The following is a 3,220-nucleotide window of genomic DNA, read 5'->3' as shown; positions in this document are numbered from 1 at the left end:
GCGAAGTGGGCCGGGTCGAGGTGCCCAGGTCCGCGGCACGGCCACGGGGTGGGCCACTTGGGGCGGCGGGGGTGGCCGGGGGTGTGGGGTGGAGGGGCATGCCCAGGTAGGCGGCGGCGTCCTCGGCTGACCGGGCGAGAGGGCCGGGGACTCGGCCGCGGCCGGTGGGTTTCAGACCGATGACCCCGCACCAGGCCGCCGGGATGCGGATGGAGCCCGCGCCATCGGTGCCGGTGGCCAGGGGGACGATTCCCGCCGCGACGGCCGCGGCCGAGCCAGCCGACGATCCGCCTGGGGACAGGTCCGGGCGCCAGGGGTTGCGGGTGGGGCCGCGGTCGGTGTGGCCCCAGGTCTGCCAGTCGGTGCCGCGCGGCACGGACGTCGTGCCGATCGGGACGCAGCCCGCCGCGCGCAGCCGGTGGACCTGGGGGCTGTCCGGCCACTCCCAGGCTTTCACCCCGAGCGGGACGCCTGCCAACGGCAGACGGCACCCCTCGGCGACCGCCTTGTCCACCGCTGCGGCTTCGGCCATGGCCTGGTCGGGCCAGTGGTCGCGGAAGGCGCGCAACCACCCGTCGACGTCGGCGAGCCGGGCGAGGGCGGCCCGGACGACCTCCACCGCGGCCAGTTCCCGGGCGTTGACCAGGTCCGCGATCCGTCGTGCGCTCAGCCCCAGGTAGGTCGCCTGATCGAGCACCCGGTCACCGCCGCCATCGGGCACGACCTGGCGACCGGCGCCCGGTCACCACAACCGCTCACCGTGGACCACAGCGCCCGCGACGGCGGTTGCGACGACCTCGATATCGCCGATCGCCCGCGGGGGCGTTGTGGTCGGGTCCGCGGCGAGGACGGTGAAGTCGGCGTGTTTGCCCGCTGCGATGCTGCCGAGGGAGTCCTCCAGGCGGCAGGCGCGGGCGGCGTCGATGGTGAAGGCGCGCAGGGCTTCGCGCACGGTGATCGCCTCGTCGGGGCCAACCGGGCGGCCGGTGGCGGTGCGGCGCTCGACCATGAACTGGATCGAGCGCAGCGGCGCGCCATCGGTGACCGGGCGGTCCGAGCTGCCCGCGAGCGCGACGCCGTGGTCGAGGAAGCCGCGGCCGCGGTAGAGCCAGTCCGCGCGCTCGGGGCCCATGATGTCGGCGTAGTCGTCGCCCAGGTACCAGAGGAAATTGGGCTGGACGACGGCGGTGAGCCCGAGCGCGGCGAACCGGGGCAGCTGGTCGGGGCGGACCAGGCCCGCGTGCTCGATGCGGTGCCGGGCCGACGCGCGCGGGTGGGCGCGCTGGGCGTCGGCGATCGCGTCGAGGGCAAGGTCGACAGCGCGGTCCCCGATGGCGTGCACGGCAAGCTGCCACCCCGCGCGGTGCCCGTCGATGATCAGCCGCCGCAGCTCGTCCGCGTCGGCGTAGAGCTGTCCACTGTGGTCGGAGCCGACGTAGGGGGCGGTGAGCGCGGCGGTGCGGGCCATCATGCCGCCATCGGTGAACACCTTGAGCGCGCCGACACCCAGGCGGTCGCCGCCGAACCCGGTGCGCAGCCCCAGGTCCATGGCGCGCGGCGTGTCGTCGGCCGGGTGCGCGCCGAGGTCGCGCAGCAGGCTCCCGGCGACCATCACCTGGACCCGGATCGGCAGCAGCCCGGTGTCGAGGGCGTGCTGGTAGGCGGCGAGTTCGATGGGACTGTGGGTGATCAGCCCGCCGCCGATGCCCGCCTCGGCCACCGTGGTCACCCCCTCGGACAGGCAGGTGCGCGCCGCGCGGGCGATCGCGGCGGACACCTCGCCCACCGAGTAGGGCTGCCGCAGGTCCCGGACGGCGGCCATGCCGCCCTCGGCGAGCACCCCGTCGTCGTGGGTGACGCCGCGCGGCAGCAGAGCGGTGACCGCGCTGTTGACCACGCACGCGTGCCCGGAGTCGTGGACCACGAACACCTTCCGCCCACCACCCACGGCGTCGAGTTCGCCCGCGGTGAGATGCCTGCCCAGCGCCCGCTGGTCGTAGCCGACGATGTCGACCCACTCCCCCACCGGCACGGCGGCAGCGGCTCGCTCGATCACCGCGAGCACGTCGTCAACCCGTTGACAGGGCGCGACGCTCACCCCGCCCTCGCGCATCCCGGCCCACGCCAGGTGCACGTGGGCGTCCACGAACCCGGGCAGCACCGTTGCCCCACCCAGACTCACTTCCCGCCGCGCGGGCAAGTCCGCCACCTCACCGTCAACCCCGACGACCCGGCCCCGCCACACCCCGACCTGGCGCGCGACGGGGTGGGCGGGCTCCATGGTGTGAATGGTCGCGTCGACCAGCCGCAAGTCCAGCATGGACTCAACTTAGCTTGTCAGTTAAGCCTTTCGGCGTGGTTTCATGCCCTTCTGGTTTCGGTCAAGGCAGCGTCGCCGTCCGGCCGCCCCCTGGGAGTGATCGTCTCGTCTGTCTGTCGCAGGAAGATGATCAACCAGGGGCGGTGCCGACTCCTTTGACTGACAAGGTCAGCGCTGGAGCGCCCGGTAGTGCTTGAGCAGGGCGGTGATCCGCGCGTTATCGGCGGCGCCGTTCAGCTCGCCGAGCAGGTCGTCAGGGCACAGCTCGTAGTGGTCGCCCCACCACCGCCGCGCCTTGTTGTCCCAGATCCGGTACCCGCCCGGCACGCCTCTCGCCACGTACCGCCGCTTCGCCACCCAGCCCTCCCTGTTCCGCCGTCCGCGACCAGGATCGCACTGGATGGCAAGCGGGTTTCCCGACCCTTGAATGACAAGCTCGGACCTTGTCTCACCTCCTGTTGAGTGACCTGGGATGACCTTGAACCGTGGCCGAGGATGGATGCCGAACGCCGCCGGGGCGGGATGGCGCTGGCGGACCACCAAACGGTGTTCACCGTTCACCAACCAGCGGACAGACCGAGGTGCCTGGTAGCGAGCAATCCCGCACAGCGACTCGCCCGACCATGACGACCCAACCACGGCACACCGATCCCACACGGCCCCGACCACGACAAACCGAAAAACGGGACACCAACCCCACACCACGACTCCCCGCCGACCACGGCACACCGAAATGCGGCACGCCGATCCCGCACGGCGACTTGGCCTCGGGACCGGGGGGGGGGGGGGGGGGGGGGGGAGGGGGGGGGGGGGGGGGGGGGGGGGGTGTTTGGGGGGGGGGGGGGGGGGGGAACCCCCCAAACGTAAAGAAGGGCCCTCTCTTATTGTATGGTTTGGGGT

Annotated in this window: 3 protein-coding genes; all 3 read right to left on the bottom strand. The window is 72.9% G+C overall.

Annotated features, from left to right (window positions below):
- Positions 1-697 (bottom strand): amidase family protein (locus ACZ6SD_RS00015; RefSeq protein WP_465314630.1); only part of this gene is annotated, 697 nt, incomplete at its 3' end.
- 45 nt (positions 698-742) lie between these two features.
- Entirely contained in the window at positions 743-2,320 is a 1,578-nt protein-coding gene (locus tag ACZ6SD_RS00010) for an amidohydrolase (RefSeq protein ID WP_465314629.1), read from the bottom strand.
- Between the two features lie 168 nt (positions 2,321-2,488).
- Complete coding sequence (locus ACZ6SD_RS00005; RefSeq protein ID WP_465314628.1) at positions 2,489-2,677, bottom strand: hypothetical protein; 189 nt, start codon at positions 2,675-2,677, stop codon at positions 2,489-2,491.
- Positions 2,678-3,220: the final 543 nt, after the last annotated feature.

This window comes from Actinokineospora sp. NPDC051303 (assembly GCF_055586285.1).
The sequence above is the reverse complement of the archived record's forward strand: the minus strand, read 5'-3'. Positions and strand labels throughout refer to the sequence as shown.

What these genes read in the sequence shown, in the direction of transcription:
- ACZ6SD_RS00010 (WP_465314629.1), bottom strand. Translation starts at nt 2,320, where the DNA reads ATGCTGGACTTGCGGCTGGTCGACGCGACCATTCACACCATGGAGCCC.